The organism is Thermosynechococcus sp. PKX82, from assembly GCF_031583255.1.
GTDB lineage: Bacteria > Cyanobacteriota > Cyanobacteriia > Thermosynechococcales > Thermosynechococcaceae > Thermosynechococcus.
The window spans coordinates 673962-690105 of record NZ_CP134169.1 but is presented as its reverse complement, the minus strand read 5'-3'; the positions used below and the strand labels follow the sequence as shown (position 1 = coordinate 690105).

Genomic DNA, 16144 nt, shown 5'->3' with positions numbered 1-16144 from the left:
CTAGGTGCTAACAGTAGGCACTAATATCTTCATGGCACTCATCCGCCAAATAGCAGAGGGCACGGTAGCGCAACAGCATGAGCTCCTCGTAAAGGGGATTGAGGTGGCACAAAGGCGGAATGTGAATATGCCATTTTGCAACCACAATATCGCGTTCAAAGGGACACTGGGCGGGGATCAAGCGGCATAGACGATGCGCTAGCTGGCGATCGTGCACTTCTAGATGCTCTAGCCACTGCCGGACAGGCCACAAAATTGTGCGGAGCATGCGTTGCCCCAACGTCAAAATTGTCATCAACTCAACACCTCAACTCAATCATTGAAGTTGGCAGCGAAAGCTCCCCTTCCTCAACTGTTTAAGAAGGCAATTTCAGTTACTTAAAACCCTTTCTTGAGAAGGGGAAATGTGTCGCTGCATTCGATGGGAAAAAAGTCGTTGCGATTCTGATTTAACAGCTCTTAGCGAGGGGCGAAATCCCAGAAAAATCTCAATGAAAATCGCATCACGATAGACAATCTCCTTGTTTCACAGGGATTTAGTAGTAATGGATACATTATTGAATTTAATGATGACTCTGTACCCATCCCTATTTTAGTGACTCCTGTTGAAGTTGACGATGGGGTTTTCCGAAAAGTTGCCCCTAAGCAACCGTTTTCTTCTCTATCAGTTGTCTGTACTATCAGTTGTCCGTATAGGGTCGCGCAACTGCCCCCAAGACTTTGGCAGTGCCCTTGCCATTTGCCAGCAGAGACCCCTGCGGCTTGCGAGGGGGTAATTATTTTATTCCTTAAAAAGAGAAAAGAACTGAGTAGCGCGCCTCCCCCTTCTAAGGTAATCTGCAATTAGAGTTTGGCATTGGGGAGCACTGGCATGTTCAAGAACATATTGATTCCAACCGATCTCCATGATGGTCTCCCCAAACTGACCCACTACCTTGAGGCACTGCAAACAGCCGGTGCTCGCAAGTTGATCTTCTTCCATGCCCGCCCCATTGACGAGGATGGCGATAAGCCTCGGCTGCGGGAAAAAAAGCTGCAACAGGCACGCGAATTACTCAAAATCGACGCCGCAAAAGTTCCAGCGGATCTTAAAGCAGAAGTGATCATCGAAAACCGCCGCCCCGCCGATGCCATTCTGGACACCGTTGAAAAACATCAAATTGACTTGGTGCTGGCCAGCCGTCCCATTCGCAATCTCTTGGACGAGAAGCTCTTCGGCAGTACAACCATTGAGGTGCTGCAACGGATTAAAGTGCCAGTGATGATTATGCGCCCGCAACTGTTGTGGGTGATGACAACCGCAGAACTGAATCTCCGCTGTCAAAATCTCTTTCGCCACCTACTAGTGCCCTACGACCACAGCCCCTCTGCCCAACACCTTGTTCAAAAACTGCGGGAAGGCGTGCAAAAGCGCGATCAAACGAGCATTGCTGCACTGACCTTCTGCTGGATTATCAGCGATGCCGGCAAAGGGGAACTGGGCGTTGGCGAGCAACGTCCGAAGGCTGAAAAAATTCTTGCCGAGCTAAAGCAAGAATTCACTGGCTATGGCCTGAGCATTGAAACCGAGATTCGCTTTGGTAGTCCGGTGGTCGAAGCACAATTGGCAGCCCACGATCGCGACATCTATGGGATTGCCGTTTCCTCTGGTTCCGTCGGTAAAATTTGGGAATTATCAATCCCTAGCTTTGCCGGGGAGATCATTCGTCGTTGCGTCTTTCCCGTGATCTATTTCCCGCCCGCTGGTCGCTCATTAAAATAAAGATGGGGCAGCAGAACTACCCCAAAGGCATTTCAATTAGGCACTAAAAGTAAAACTTAGCTAATCGTCACTTGGCGGGGTTCCTCAGGCGCGGCGGCCTTTGCTGCTTTTTGCTCCATCATTTCTGAGCGGGCTTCGGCAACCAAGTCTTGGAAAGACTCACTGGCTTCAGCGACAGCCGTCTGTGCCTTTTCATAGGCTTCAAACGCCCACATCAAGCCTGATTTTGCCGCATTGCGAGCTTGCTCTGCCAAGTTGTGACCGGTCATTGAGTCAACGGCACCCACAACGGGGGCAACAGCAACAGCACCCACCCCAAGGGCAAGCACGGTAAGTGGTTCTAAACCAAGTAACAGGGCTTCAAACTCCATTCTGCGGCATCCTCCAAAGGAAAAGCAATGATGAGCACATCGCACCCATGATAGCAAAGGTGCAGGGAGGGCAACGTCCCCACTGGCTTAATCGCTCCACTGAGATTCTTATGCAGGGCTGAGCCAAAAGATTAGCAGAGCTTGAGGGCAGTACTGGGAACCTCATCCCAAGAGGCCACCGTACGCAGACGCACTTGCCAACCGGCGGCTTTTTGTTCTGTTGTTAAGTTTTTCTCAAAAGACTGCACACACTCCCTCGCCTGAGCTTCATCACGACAGGCAATACAGGCATAAAGCAGGCCAGAGGGATCAATTTGCTCGCTTACCCAAATCCTCATCGCTCACTCCTTGGCGCAGTTTGCCGATTTCACAGAACTATCTCCAGCCTAGGCGAAATACACCGAGACCGTCAGCCCTTCTTAACAGCACTTTAACAACTCAGCCAATGCTGCCAGCAATTGCGCAATGTGCTCAGGGGTGTGATCGGCTCTTAGGGTGATGCGCAGCCGACTAAAGGGCACGGTCGGTGGCCGTACCGCCGCCACCCAACATCCAGCCTCTTGTAATTTCTGACCCCATTGGAGAACAGTGGCTGGATCGGGAGCAGGCAAGCAAAAGATGGGGGTCGGTAGCGGACGGGGCAAAACGGGGCAACCCAATTCTTGCAGTCCTTCTTCGAGTTGTTGAATGCGCTCCTCAAGGGCTTGGCGTAGGGAAGGCTCTGTTTGTAGTTGCTCAAGGGCAGCAAGGGCAGCAGCAGTGTCCGCTGGTGAAAGTCCAGTGCTATAGATCCATGTGCTGGCACGGTGTTGCAGATAGGAGATCAGAGCTTGGGAGCCAGCAATGTATCCCCCTAAACTGCCAAGGGCTTTGCTGAGGGTACCCATTTGAATGACGGTCGGACTCGATTGCCCCAAGGCGACTAAGGTACCGGCACCGTTGGTTCCCAAGACCCCTGTGCCGTGGGCATCGTCCACTAGCACCATGGCTGTGTAGGTCTCGGCTAGCGCCAATATCTCCTCTAGGGGGGCGACATCCCCATCCATACTGAAGACACCATCCGTGAGGATCAGACAACGGCGGTATTGGCAGCGATGGGTTTCTAGGAGTTGGACAAGGGCAGCGACAGCGTTGTGGGGGTATTCATAGAACGTCGCATGACTGAGACGGGCACCTTTTTTGAGACAAGCATGGTTGTAGGCATCCCCAAGCACCAAGTCCCGTTGATCCACAAGGGCAGCAATGGTACCGAGATTGGCGGCAGTACCCGAACTAAAGACTAAGGCAGCCTCTGTGCCTTTCCACTGGGCGATCGCCCGCTCTAGTTGTTCATGAAGACAACGTTGACCACTCAGAAGGCGAGACCCGGTCGCCCCAGTACCCCATTCGTCAATCGCCTTAATGGCGGCTGCTTTCACCTGCGGATGGTTGGCCAGACCCAAGTAGTCATTGCTGCAAAAGTTAATCAATGGGCGGGGCGGCTCGCCAACACTCACCACTGCCCCCGGTGCGCTACTGAGAAGGGGTTGGCGATACCAATGGGCACGGTGCAGGGCATCTAGGGCAGGTTCTAGCCACGCAAAGGGATCGCTCATTTGAGAGAGAATATTTTAGGAAGACTGGACAAAGTCTAAACCAATACGTGGCGGGGCGATCGCGGGGGACGGGAATGGGGTTTATTGCCATTCTGTTGGTAGCGCCCATTCAATGGCTCAAGGTGCAGTCGATAACCGACATTGCGCACGGTTTGAATTAGGCGCGGCTGCTGCGGATCCACTTCGATTTTCTTACGCAAAGATAAGATATGCGTATCCACGGTGCGAGGGTTGTCAATGCTCTCTGGCCAAGCTCGCCGCAGCAATTCCTGACGACTCAAAGGTGTGCCCCCCATTTGCGTCAGAACATAGAGTAGGCTAAATTCCTGCGGTGTCAAATCCACTGGCACATTGCGTACCACCACTCGCCGCTGCACTAAATCGACTTGTAACTCACCCAAGTTCAGGACACTGGGTAAACAGGGGCGTGCTCGCCGTGCCAAGGCCTCGACTCGGGCAAGAAATTCCTGCATCCCAAAGGGTTTGGCCAAGTAATCATCGGCACCCGCCCGCAGCGCCGTCACCACATCCGCTTCATCCTCATGGCCAGAAAGAACTAAAATCAAAACAGTGTTTTGGTAGTGAAGCCAGCGGCATAATTCCAAACCATTGCCCTCATTCAAGTCCAGATCGAGAACAACCAAATCGGGATGTCGCAGTTGAAATACTTCCTGCCCCTGTTGACAACCACTGGCAAGATGAACGATGTGCCCCACTTGCTGTAGGTGCCAGCCAAGGAGGGAACGCAGGTGGGGGTTACTTTCAATAATTTCAACGTGCATCAACATCAATACATCCCCACAACAACGGCGGAGTACAGGAAAAAGAGATTTCTTCTACATGTCTGGGAGAAGGTGCAACAGAGTGGCAATGTCTGGATGAATTGGATGCTAATTTAGCAAATTTAATCCCAATGATTTCGTAACGACTAATACTTTAGGGTTTTTTCTTGTTCCTGTAATAGAAAATTCTTACTCTGGCTCTAGTGACAAAATGAAGTGGGGTTTCTAAACAAGCGGTATGGCAGTGCCCATTCTCAACCTTTTAGCGGCTGATGGTTCACGACAGCAAATTCAACTGGGGCGCGATCGCCTGCTTATCGGTACCGACCCCCAAAGCCAAGTGATTCTCGTCGGTGAGGGGATTTCCCGCCACCATGCCTTGATTATTCCCACGGAGACGGGTTATCAAGTGGCGGATCTCGGGAGCGCCAGCGGCACTTTTTTGAATGGTACGAAGCTGCGGCCACGCACCCCTGTGGCGCTGAAGGCGGGCGATCGCCTACAAATCGGTGACTTTGAAGCCATTTTTGATCCAGATGGCATAGCAACAACGGAACTGCCGGGCACGGTGGTGATGGGGGCTGCCAGTACGCCGATCTTGCAGGTGGCGACGCCCCAGTGGTTGCAGGAGTTTCCGCTGCTGAAGGAGGAACTGGTTCTTGGTCGGGATCCGAAGGCGGACATCACCATTGACCATCCCTTTGTGTCCTTTCACCATGCCAAACTGGTGCGATCGGGAGAGCATTACAAAATTATTGACTTGGGCAGCAAAAATGGTCTCCACTGGCGCGGAAAAACGATTAGCGAACATGCCTTGGCACCGGGGGATGTGATCCATGTGGGGGAATTCCTGCGGCTGACCTACTTGTTGATGCCCGCCACGGAGGTTGTGGAGCAAACGCGCCCCCTCCAACTGCGCGATCGCCAGCAGATTCGGATTGGCCGTGACCCCAGTAACGATATGGTGCTGGATCATCCGGTCGTCTCGCGATTTCATGCCCGCCTCTACCTTCAGGAAGGACAGTGGTACATTGTCGATCTCGACTCTGCCAACGGCACCTTCATCAATAACCAGCGCCTTGAACCCCGCAAACCTATGCCTTTACCCACGGGGGCCTTGGTGCGCATTGGCCCCTATAGCTCGCTGTTTACCCCCGATGAAACCATTGTTCCCCACAACGACAGTGGTAATCTGCGCCTCGATGCCATCCACCTCATCAAAACCACCGCCAAGGGGGCGAAGCTGCTGCAAGATATTTCCCTTTCAATTTTGCCCCGCGAGTTTGTCGCGATTGTTGGCGGCAGTGGTGCCGGTAAATCAACACTCCTCGATGCCCTCAACGGCTTTCGTCCTGCTACGGCGGGTACGGTACTCGTCAACGGCTATGATCTGTACCGCTACTTTGGCACCTATCGCACCCAGATTGGCTATGTGCCTCAGGATGACATTATCCACAGCGAGCTAACGGTGGCTCAGGCCTTGGACTATGCGGCGCGACTGCGCTTACCTGCTGATTTTAGCGATCAAGAGCGACAGGAACAGGTGAACCGCGTCCTTGCGGAATTGGAGTTAACATCTCGCCGCAATGTACTGGTGAAACAACTGAGTGGCGGTCAGCGCAAACGAGTGTCGATTGGTGTGGAATTGCTCACCCGCCCCAGTTTATTTTTCTTGGATGAGGCCACTTCTGGCTTGGATCCGGGCACGGAAACCCAGATGATGCGGCTGTTGCGGCAGTTGGCAGATCAGGGGCGAACAATTTTACTGATTACCCATGCCACTAAAAATGTGATGCTCTGCGATTTGGTGGTGTTTTTAGCACGGGGCGGCCACCTTGCCTATTTTGGGCCACCGGATCAAGCCCTCAACTATTTTGATGTCCAAGATTTTGATGAAATTTACCTCAAGATTGAGAGCGAACCTAATCCAGCCGTATGGCAGCAGCGCTATCGCCAGTCTCATCTGTATCAAACCTATGTGGTGGAGCGGCAGCGTCCCCTCAACGTGGATACGGGGGCAACCCGACAAGTCCAACCCCAACGCCAAAAAGCAACGATTCCCCAAGTGGCACCGTGGCGGCAGTGGTGGATTCTCACCCAGCGAAACTTGGCCATTTTGCGACAGGATCGGGCGGCACTCATTCTCATGCTCTCCCTCGCGCCGATTTTGGGAGCCTTGGATTTTGTCCTCTGGAAGCCAACGATTCTCGATCCGGATCAGGGGGATGCGGGGCAGGCATTTACGATGGCCTTTGTTACTGTGCTGATTGCGGTGATGGTGGGCAGCCTAGCGACAATGCGGGAAATTGTTAAGGAACTGGAGATCTATCGCCGGGAGCGGATGGTGGGGTTGGGGCTGTGGCCCTATATTTTCTCCAAGCTTGGCCCAGCAGTGGTGCTGGCACTGTACCAAGCAGCGGTTTTTTTGGCGGTGAAGTTTTTGGCGATCGATCTGAGCCTCGGTATTGGGGCGATCGCTGGCTTGTATCTAACGCTGTTTCTGGCCACCTTTGGTGGCATGGTGATGGGGTTATTGGTCTCTGCCCTCTCGCCGACGCAAACCGTGGCTCCCTTGTTAACGATTCTCTTTTTGGTACCCCAGATTACCTTTGCTGGAGCAATTATTCCTCTGAAGGATCTAGGGGGCGTGGGCAATTTGATCAGCGATGTCACCCTGACCCGCTGGAGTTATGCCAATGTGGTGTCCCTGTTCGGCTTTGGTCAGGATGTGGCGCGGGATGCCTGCTGGCAGCAATCCAAATCTGAACGGGAGAAACTCAGTCTTGAAGCCCTAGAGCAATGTCCGTGTTTTGATGATAACCTCTTTCAACGTTGCCGCTTTCCCGGCGTGCGCAAGGAGTACCACCCCGCTGTAGATGAACCCGAACCCCCACAACCTCCGGAACCGGGTGATCCACCGCCACTGCCCAATTCGGTCTTAGAGTTTGATCAGGCCTATCGCGATCGCGTCGAGGAGTACAATCAACGGGTCAAAGACTATCAGGCGGCCATGGAGCGCTGGCAAGACCAATTTGCCCTCTGGAAAGAGCAGCGGGGGCGGGCGATCGCCAGCGGTGAAGCTCTTATTGATCGCTTTTGGAGTCTTCAGGGGCACACGTTCAACGCCAATGTCACCGTCAATAACCTGCGCTTAGGGGGCATTATTGCCCTCATGCTGGGACTAGTGGGGGTTTTTCAAAAACGCAAGGATGTGCTTTAGGCTGCTAAGTGGGCAAAGGCTCGGCTCACTGCCCCTAAGGCCATATCAATCTCGGCAGCACTGACAATGAGAGGAGGGACAAAGCGCACCACCTGCGGCCCCGCGGGCACCAGCAATAGCCCCTCAGCAAGGGCAGCTTTGACGACTTCAGCAGCGGTGAGGGGGGTGTCGGGTTGCAGTTCCAGACCGTTGATCAGTCCCCAGCCGCGCACCTCAGCAATGAGCTGGGGATAGGTTGCTGCTAGTTCGCGTAGTCCTGTCCGCAGTTGCTGCCCGCGATCGCGCACATTTTCGAGGAGATTCTCTTTTTCAAGGGTTTCACAAACCGTGAGCGCTGCTGCCGTGGCCAAGGGGTTACCGCCAAAGGTACTGGCATGATCCCCCGGCTGAAAGACAGCACAAAACTCCTTGGCAATCATGGCACCAATGGGAACTCCCCCCGCTAGGCCTTTGGCCAAGGTGAAAATATCGGGTTCAACACCGAGGGTTTCATAGCCCCACAGGGAACCCGTGCGCCCCATACCCGCTTGCACTTCATCAAAAATCAGGAGAATGCCTTTTTCGGTACAGAGTTGGCGTACCTGCTCAAAGTAGGGGCGATCGCCAGGACGGACTCCCCCTTCTCCCTGTAACGGTTCCAACAGAATAGCGGCCACTTGGGGCTGGGACTGATCTAGTTGCTCAACAAGAGTCTGCAATGCCGCAAAATCGTTGTAGGGAACATAGGCGAAGCCGGGCACCAGGGGGTCAAAGTGTTGTTGGTATTTTGGTTGACCCGTAGCAGTAATCGTGGCGAGGGTGCGTCCGTGGAAGCTAGCCTGCGCCGTAATGATGATCGGGTTGGCAATGTGGCGAACGGTATGGGCATATTTGCGCGCCAGTTTAATGGCCGCTTCGTTGGCTTCGGCACCGGAATTGCAGAAAAACACGCGATCGCCACAGGAGTGATCCACAAGCCACTGCGCTAGCGCCCCCTGTTGAGGAATGTAATAGAGATTGGAAACATGGTGCAGGGTTTGCATTTGCCGACTGACCGTCTCCACCAAGGCCGGATGGGCATGACCCAAGGTACAGGTGGCAATCCCCGCCACAAAGTCCAGATAGCTGCGGCCTTGATCATCCCAAACGCGGCAGCCTTCACCGCGCAGCAGCGCAATGGGAAAACGACCATAGGTGGTCATCACCACTTGGTCAAAGGCATCGGTACTGAAGGACGTTGGGGGAGCAGCAACCATTGACTCTGGACTCAAAGCAAAAACTTCCTGCTATCTTAGCATCTCCCTCTCGCTGTGGCAGGGGAGTTACGGGTCGCTCTAGAATTAGTGCTTATTGACCCCCAAGGATTGCTTCGGTACACTACACCTAGTATTTCGCCATTGAGTCCTGCCCCTATGGTGCAAAATCCTCCCCGTCCTCAAACTAGCTTCCCCGCTACGGCTCCCACCGCCTATCCCGTGTTTTACCGCACCTACAGCCGCCAAAATGAAGCGGGTGAGCGGGAGAGTTGGCAACAGGTGTGCGATCGCACCCTGCAAGGACTACAGGAAGTGGGGCACCTCACCGCAGCAGAAGTTGCCCTTCTTCGGGAAATGCAGCAGGCGCTAAAGGCGTTGCCCTCTGGGCGCTGGCTGTGGGTCGGAGGAACGGATTGGGTGCGCCAGCCCGAGAACTTTTCCGGTGCCTACAACTGCACCAGCACCAATGTCGTAGATTGGGATTCCTTTGGCCTGATGATGGATCTGGCCATGCAGGGCTGTGGCACAGGGGCGATCTTAGAGCAGAAATACATCTCCCAGTTGCCGCCGATTTGCAATCGCCTTGAGGTGACTGTCATTGGTCAAATTGGTCAAACCCCCAAGGAAGCGCGTCAAGAGCAAACAACTGTAATACTCACGGGGCAGACCTGTCACATCAAAGTGGGGGATAGCCGCCAAGGGTGGGTGAAGTCCTACCAAACGCTGCTTGAACTCGCCAGCAACCCTCAACTCGGTGGTTTAGTTCAGGTGACGATTGACATTAGTGATGTGCGTCCCACCGGTGAGCGGCTCAAGGGGTTTGGGGGAGTTGCCAATCCAGTAAAGCTGCCAGACCTCTACCATCGCTGCGCGGCACTGTTGAATGCGGCGGTGGGTCGCCAGTTGACCTCTGTGGAGTGTTGTCTGCTGATTGATGAGGCAGCCGTTGTGGTTGTTGCTGGCAATGTGAGGCGTTGTTTGCCTGAGGATGCTTTGGTACACACAAGCAAGGGACTGATCCCGATCAAAGACATCCAAGTGGGGGACTGGGTGCAAACGCCCTTAGGGTTTCGGCAAGTAACCCAGAAATTTGACCAAGGCTACCAAGAGGCTTATGAAGTAATAACCAATGGTCCTTTGCTGCGAGCTACCCTAAACCATCGGATTGCAACTCTTGCGGATGTTTCAGGGGGAATTCACTGGAAATTTGTCAATGCCTTAAACCCGGGCGATCGCCTGCTTCACAATACTCAAGTTTTACCCGGCACAGTTACTCATTTGCCATCAGACTTGACTGATTCTCGACCACGCGGTAGTCATACTTCTCAAGCAATCACTATTCCAGAACTGACGGCTGATGTTGCTTGGTTAATTGGCTTTACCCACGGGGATGGTTATGTTAGCTTGGGACGCAACAAGTACAACAAACCCTTTGGTAGCATTTGTTGGGTTTACAACAGTTTAGATTCCAAGCTTGCTCAGCAGATTCATACTAAAATCAACTGTGCTCTTACTCTCTTCGGTGTACAAGCCAGACAAGAGTGTGTTGAAGGTGAGAATACCTTGCGATCGCGAGTAACCTCTATTCATCTTGCAGAATACTTTCACCGCTATATTAAGCAACCTAAACAACCGTTAGAAGTCCCTAGCTTTATCTTGCAGGGAACGGTTGAGGTGCGTTGCGCTTACTTAGCAGGTCTAGTGGATAGTGACGGTTCTGTCTGTGGGCGGCCACCTTACCTATTAACGACTGTATATCCTAAATTTGCTCGTCAAGTTAGCGCTCTTTTATCTAGTTTGGGAATTGCTACTCGAATCGGTGTCACACTCCCCCAAAAAGAGCATTGGCAACTCAAATATCACCTTAAACTACCGGCTTTTAAGGCTCGCTACAACAGTCTCATTGCACCGTATTCCTTGAAAGGCCAAATTCATCAAGGACAGGAAGCCGATGGCTTTACAATTCCTGCAACTATGATGCGGGAAACCTATACCTATAGCCAAATGCAGGAAATGGGTTTTGAAGGTTCCCGAAGCGTGGATACCAATTACAAGAGGTATATTGCTGAAGCTGAAGTTAGTCTTGATATTCCCGTAACAGTAAAGGAACTAGGCAGCTATGACTATGTTCAGACCTATGATATTGAGGTCGAAGATGCCCACTGTTTTTACTGTGATGGTTATCTGATGCACAACAGCGCTGGTATGCGTCAGGGGGCAAGTGAGGATGAGGCTTTTGCCCAAGCTAAACAAAATCTCTGGCAACAGGATGAGCAAGGCAATTGGCGAATTGATCCGAAGCGGGATGCGCTGCGGATGGCCAACCACACCCGTGTCTTTCACACCAAGCCCAGCCTCGAAGAATGTATCAATGCCGTGCGCAGTCAGTTCTATTCAGGAGAAGGTGCCATTCAATGGGCCGGGGAGGCGATCGCCCGCGCCAATGCCGATCTTTTGACTACAGCGGATCTCAAGCAGGCCTTCCTCCGTGCCTATGAAAATCAACAGGGGGAGGCGTTTTTGCGGCAACTGTTGCCCACTATCGATCAGCGGGAGCTGGCTCACCGCTTGGGTCGTTATGGCCTCAATCCCTGTGTTACAAGCGATACGTGGGTACTCACAGAAGTAGGGCCGCGCCAAGTCAAAGATTTGATCGGCCAACAGCACGGCACCTATGTCAATGGCGAATTGTTTAGTACCACCGCCGCTGGCTTTTTCCTGAGTGGTATCCAGCCAGTTCTCAAACTTACCACCCGTGAAGGCTATACCCTACGGCTCACCGCGAACCATCGTTTGCTGAAAGTGACCGCCCAAACCCCGAAAAGACAATACACGGAATGGGTAGAAGCAGGTCAATTGCACGCGGGCGATCGCCTTCTTTTGCACAATCACCGTGATCTAACCCCTTGGGGTGGTAAGGGAACTTGGGAAGAAGGCCGTTACGCCGCTCAAGCCCTTTATCAAGTTGCCATAGGAAGCGCTGCTGTGCAAACCCAAGCAGCAGGCTGTTTCACAGGGATTGAACACCGCCAAAACGACTGGATAGCTGTACTCCCCCATAGCTTAGAAAAGAACTTTCGCCTAATCACGATCGAAGAAGGCAGCTATGCATTCTACTGCGGGTTCCTCCGAGAGATTTTCGTTACGACTCAGTTAACATCAATACCACGGCTGCATGTCACACTGGGGGATCGACAACTAGCCTCACTTATTCAGCGCATGCTACTGCGTTTGGGAATCGTTTCGGTGGTTGCAGAATCATCCCTAGTTATCCAAGGGGATAATCTCACAACGCTGGCTCGGGTTCTGGAATTGGGGGCGATCGCCCATAATGACTCCTTACCTCCCGAACGCTTTACAGTTGTCGTTGAGTCAATTACTCCCGATGGCATTGAGCCAGTGTATGACTGTACCGTGCCCGGCCCGAATTGCTTTGATGCCAATGGCTTTGTTGCTCACAATTGCGGTGAAATTATTGGTGCTGATTTCCACTGCAACCTTGCGGAAATCCACCTGAATCAAATTGATCCAGCGGATACGATCACACAGGAAAAAGCCTTCAAGGCTGGTGCGGTCTCAGTGGCAGCGCTGTTGAACCATCGCTTTGTTGTCGATCGCTATCAATACTCCCGCGCGATTGATCCCATTGTTGGCGTCAGTTTTACGGGGCTATTTGACTTCTGTGTTCATGCCTTTGGTGTGCCTTGGCTGGAATGGTGGGCCGCAGGACGACCGGATACCCCCCAAGGGCGCGAATTCAAAGCCCAAGAGGCAGCCTTCCTACAACACTGGCGGCAAATTGTCCATGAGACCGTCTGGGAGTATTGCGATCGCCACGGCCTCAAGCGCCCCAATCGCTGTACCACCGTCCAACCCTCCGGTACCAAATCCCTGTTGACGGGTGCCTCTCCCGGCTGGCATCCCCCCAAAGCCCAACGCTTTATTCGACGGATTACCTTCCGCAAGGGCGACCCCGTGGCCATGGCCTGCTATGACTTTGGCTACAATATCATTCCCTCCCAGTCCGATAAGGATGAGACAGGGAAACTTCTTGATGATCCCTTTGATCCACGGTGTACCGAGTGGCTAGTGGAAATTCCCGTTGCCGTCTCTTGGGCAGATCTGCCGGGGGCAGACACGATTGATATTAGCCAGTTTTCGGCCTTGGCGCAGTTTGACTTCTATATGCAGGTGCAGCAGCACTACACCACCCACAACACCAGTGCCACCATTGAGCTACGGGAACCTGAAGTCGAACCCCTTGCCACGGCAATTTACACGGCGATTCAGCAGGATCAAGGGTATATCTCTGCGGCGCTCTTGGCACGCTTTGATGCCCATGAAACATTCCCGCGTCTGCCCTTTGAGCCCATTAGCAAAGAACGGTACGAGCAAGAAGTCGCTGCGGTTGCTCGGCGCAAGCGGATCCATGATTTCCATGCAGCCCTTTCCCGCTATACCCAGCCCGTGATGGAAGCAGGGCCTGCCGGCTGTGACTCCGACAAGTGTCTCACATCCTAGGACAGCTGGGGGGATGCCCCCCTGATTGAGTTCGGGTTTAGTATTTAGGCAACTTTGTAAACCAATTCTTTTTGGCGCGATCGAGTTGGCCTTGAACCATTCCAGAGACCATACTGAAGTCTGCCCCAGAAATATCGGCACCGGTAAAGTTGGCTCCTGAGATCGAGGCATCCTGCAATTTTGCTCCCTTCAAATTTGCCCGCTCAAAGTTGGCTTGCACCAGATAGGCACCGCAGAGATTGGCATCACTCAGGTTGGCCCCCTGAAGATTGGCTTCCCGCAAGACCACATTGGTGAGGATACAACCCTTCAAATCAGCATTGGTAAAATTGGCATTGGCAAAATTGGCACCGGAGAGATCGGCATTGCGCAATACCACATTGGAGAGATCGACATCCACAAAATCCCGTTCTCCCCGCTTATAGGCCGTTAGCACTTGGGCAGCCGTCATCCGTACGGTGACTTTGGGGCGCAGATGCTGACCCGAGCCTACCCCCACAACTGGCGGCCCACCCCATGGAGATCCTGTCATCCGCGATTGGCGCAACCGAGCTGCTGCAGCATTTTGACGCACAGAGGAGGCATAACTAGAGGACTGAGCTGATCCACGGGGTCGGCCTTGGCTGGGAGGGGCTGCAAGGGCATTACTGAGGTCATCATCCTCTGCTGTAACGGTAGGGGCAGCCAGCGCAGGTGTTTCTTGGCAATCAAGGAGCTGGAGATCGGCTAGGACATCGATCGCGCTTTGGTAACGGTTTTTAACGCTATCCTCCAGCATTTTGTCGAGGAGAGCGGCAAACTCAGGGGAGATATTTTTGACGTACCGCTTCCAATGCCATTCCCCCGTGTGCGGATCTCGCTCAATCTCTTTGGGTGATTTACCAGTGAGGAGATAAACACAGGTGACACCCAGAGCGTAAATATCGCTGGCATAGATGGGACGCATGGCCATTTGCTCCGGCGGCGCATACATGGGCGTTCCCACGGCAAAGCTGGTAAATGTGGATAGCTCTGGGGCATTTTCCACCATCGCCTGGGTGACTTTGTCTTTGACTGCACCAAAGTCAATGAGCACTAGCTTGTTGTCAATATCACGGCGGATCAAGTTGGCAGGCTTAATGTCACGGTGGATCACACCATTTTTGTGTAGGTAATCAAGGATGGGCAGCACTTCCTGCAAAACCTGCTTCACCTCTTCTTCACTTTTGGGGCCAAAGCGTTTGACCTCCTGTTGCAGGGTGAGGCCACCCACATATTCTTGGATGAGATAGAACTCATTTTCATTTTCAAAGTAGCCAAGCAGACGCGGCAGTTGGGGGTGATTGCCAACTTTGCCGAGGGTGGTCGCTTCCCGCAAAAAGAGTTCCCGCGCCATAGCCAAGATATGGGGGGCGGTGGCGGCTGGCCGTAATTGTTTAATCACACAACTGGGATTGCCGGGCAACTTTGTATCAATCGCCAAGAAGGTCGTGCCAAACCCCCCTCGCCCCAGCACTTTAATGGCTTTGTATTGATCGTTGAGCAACAATTTGCTGCCACAGGATTGGCAAACCTCTACATCATCGGGGTTTTCTGGCTTGACACAGTTTGGGTTTAGGCAGTAACTCATAAGCAGCCAAGGGGATGAACAGCACGTTCAACAGGGGGAAGGGTGATAGGGTGACCTGTTTTCAAGTCACAGCTCACAGGAATGTGCCCCCACCGCTAGTATGATTCAATAGCTTCCACAGGACGACTCCGTACTTTTACGATACTCTTTTTTCTTTGCCTTACCCTATCCGTGAAATTACGGAAGTTGGACAAAACGCTTACAGCCTTTTCTTAAAAAAATATGGGATGCATAAGGAGAAAGTTTATCCTGCTCTACAGTTGCTTTGACGGTTTCAAGAGTTTCCCAACCTTGTGAAAAGAGCCTTCGGTATGATACAAGGGTAGCACTTCATCATCCCTGCTGTGGCTTTGGCTATGACCCCGCTTGTGACAACTGATGCTAAAGATTCGCTGTGCGATCGCCAGCAGGTTTTGGCGTGGTTGACGGAGAATGTGCCGGCACCCCGACTCCAACATATCCTGCGGGTAGAAACAATGGCGGCGGAGCTGGCTCTCCACCATGGCTTGGATGTGGATCGGGCGGCGTGGGCGGGGTTATTACACGATTTGGCAAAGTACTTTCCGCCGGAGCGGCTATTGAGCATGGCACGGGAGGCGGGGCTGCCAATTACGGAGGTGGATGAGGCGGATCCCCACCTGCTTCACGCGGATGTGAGTGCCCTTGTGGCGCGACAGCAATTTGGCATTACCGATGAACAGGTCTTAGCAGCCGTCGCCAACCATACCTTGGGTCAACCGGGAATGGATGCCTTGAGTTGTGTTGTGTTTCTCGCGGATAGCTTGGAGCCGGGGCGAGGCCAGACAGTGGAGCTAGAGGAATTGCGCAAGGTGGCTCACCAAAATTTACAGGAGGCAGTGTGGCGGGTGTGCGATCGCACGCTGTTGTGGTTGGTTGACCAGCACCGCTTAATTCACCCCCGCATGATCCTCACCCGCAACTGGGCAATGCAGGTGGCACCAGCAAAACCGAAAAAGAGCGAAAAGAAAGGCGCCGCCAAGGTTTAGAGGCCTTGCTACCCTAGAAAACAGGTTTGATCTGGGAGTTGC

11 protein-coding genes are annotated in these 16144 nt (G+C 53.0%); 4 read left to right on the top strand and 7 right to left on the bottom strand.

The window, feature by feature from the left end; genetic code table 11:
• Positions 1-7 precede the first annotated feature (7 nt).
• Positions 8-295 carry a Mo-dependent nitrogenase C-terminal domain-containing protein gene (locus RHH53_RS03250; RefSeq protein ID WP_149820949.1) on the bottom strand — a complete coding sequence of 96 codons (288 nt, stop codon included), beginning with the start codon at positions 293-295 and terminating at the stop codon, positions 8-10.
• 576 nt (positions 296-871) lie between these two features.
• On the opposite strand from RHH53_RS03250, the gene RHH53_RS03245 reads away from it, so the two are divergent.
• On the top strand, positions 872-1762 hold the full coding sequence (locus tag RHH53_RS03245) for a universal stress protein (RefSeq protein WP_310438048.1): 891 nt from the start codon (positions 872-874) through the stop codon (positions 1760-1762).
• A 56-nt stretch (positions 1763-1818) separates the two neighbouring features.
• On the opposite strand, the gene RHH53_RS03240 is transcribed toward RHH53_RS03245, so the two are convergent.
• The 4 genes from RHH53_RS03240 to RHH53_RS03225 all read right to left on the bottom strand — a co-directional run bounded on the left by RHH53_RS03240 (position 1819) and on the right by RHH53_RS03225 (position 4516).
• A complete protein-coding gene (locus RHH53_RS03240) occupies positions 1819-2133 on the bottom strand; it encodes a DUF5132 domain-containing protein (protein WP_190278082.1) in 315 nt (104 codons plus the stop codon).
• A 131-nt stretch (positions 2134-2264) separates the two neighbouring features.
• Complete coding sequence (locus tag RHH53_RS03235; RefSeq protein WP_206201038.1) at positions 2265-2471, bottom strand: glycogen debranching protein; 207 nt, start codon at positions 2469-2471, stop codon at positions 2265-2267.
• Positions 2472-2552: 81 nt separating this feature from the next.
• Complete coding sequence (gene bioF, locus RHH53_RS03230; RefSeq protein WP_206201037.1) at positions 2553-3728, bottom strand: 8-amino-7-oxononanoate synthase; 1176 nt, start codon at positions 3726-3728, stop codon at positions 2553-2555.
• 35 nt (positions 3729-3763) lie between these two features.
• Complete coding sequence (locus RHH53_RS03225) at positions 3764-4516, bottom strand: response regulator transcription factor (protein WP_206201036.1); 753 nt, start codon at positions 4514-4516, stop codon at positions 3764-3766.
• 232 nt (positions 4517-4748) lie between these two features.
• Between RHH53_RS03225 and RHH53_RS03220 the strand changes: the two genes are divergently transcribed.
• Positions 4749-7730, top strand: a complete 2982-nt coding sequence (locus tag RHH53_RS03220; protein ID WP_310744087.1) for an FHA domain-containing protein — start codon at positions 4749-4751, stop codon at positions 7728-7730.
• Here the strand turns inward: RHH53_RS03220 and RHH53_RS03215 are convergent.
• Positions 7727-8965 (bottom strand): aspartate aminotransferase family protein, encoded by a 1239-nt coding sequence (locus RHH53_RS03215; RefSeq protein ID WP_206201034.1) that lies wholly within the window; start codon positions 8963-8965, stop codon positions 7727-7729. The two genes, RHH53_RS03220 and RHH53_RS03215, sit on opposite strands and share 4 nt — an antisense overlap.
• 156 nt (positions 8966-9121) lie before the next feature.
• Between RHH53_RS03215 and nrdJ the strand changes: the two genes are divergently transcribed.
• Positions 9122-13486 carry a ribonucleoside-triphosphate reductase, adenosylcobalamin-dependent gene (gene nrdJ / locus RHH53_RS03210; RefSeq protein WP_310744086.1) on the top strand — a complete coding sequence of 1455 codons (4365 nt, stop codon included), beginning with the start codon at positions 9122-9124 and terminating at the stop codon, positions 13484-13486.
• A gap of 37 nt (positions 13487-13523) precedes the next feature.
• Here nrdJ and RHH53_RS03205 read toward each other — a convergent pair whose 3' ends face one another.
• Positions 13524-15095 (bottom strand): serine/threonine-protein kinase, encoded by a 1572-nt coding sequence (locus RHH53_RS03205; protein WP_310743371.1) that lies wholly within the window; start codon positions 15093-15095, stop codon positions 13524-13526.
• 356 nt (positions 15096-15451) lie between these two features.
• Between RHH53_RS03205 and yqeK the strand changes: the two genes are divergently transcribed.
• Positions 15452-16102, top strand: a complete 651-nt coding sequence (yqeK, locus tag RHH53_RS03200; RefSeq protein WP_149820967.1) for a bis(5'-nucleosyl)-tetraphosphatase (symmetrical) YqeK — start codon at positions 15452-15454, stop codon at positions 16100-16102.
• Positions 16103-16144: the final 42 nt, after the last annotated feature.